Below are 476 nucleotides of genomic sequence, written 5' to 3'. Positions count from 1 at the left end.
GGGCGGGGCGGGGCCGCTGCGGTGCGGCGTCTCGGCGGTCGGCCGCACCGCCCTGAGCTGCTACGTCTTCCAGAATCTCGCCGCCTCGGCGCTCTGCCACGGCTGGGGGCTCGGCCTCGCCGCCTCGTGGGACGGGGCCCGGCCGTGGTGGCCGCCGGCCGCGTGGACGGTGATCGTGGCGGTGTTCATGGTCGGGGCGACGCTGTGGCTGCGCCGGTTCGACCGGGGGCCGCTGGAGACCGTCCTGCACGCCGCGTACACCGCGCCGCGACGCGCCCCCGCCCGGCGCGGTCGATAGCGGCCGACCGGCCGGCGTGCGGCGATTCCGTGCCCACCCCGGGGCCGGAACCGCCACTCATCGGGCATTCCGGGCGGGAGTGGGGGCGTCCTGTGAAGAGCTGTTCCGGAACATGGTCTAGACCTTGACGGGGCGGCTTTCAGCCGTCTTCAGTGGAGCCGTCTGTCTCTTATGCACA

General features: G+C 74.4%; 1 protein-coding gene. It reads left to right on the top strand.

What is annotated here, in order from left to right:
* A partial coding sequence (locus FNQ90_RS26450; RefSeq protein ID WP_182608589.1) for a DUF418 domain-containing protein occupies positions 1 to 298 on the top strand: 298 nt, incomplete at its 5' end.
* Positions 299 to 476 lie beyond the last annotated feature (178 nt).

Origin of the sequence: Streptomyces alkaliphilus (genome assembly GCF_014141535.1) — a bacterium.
Taxonomy (GTDB): Bacteria; Actinomycetota; Actinomycetes; order Streptomycetales; family Streptomycetaceae; genus Streptomyces; species Streptomyces alkaliphilus.
Note: the sequence above shows the minus strand (reverse complement) of the source record. Positions and strands in the feature narration are given on the sequence as shown.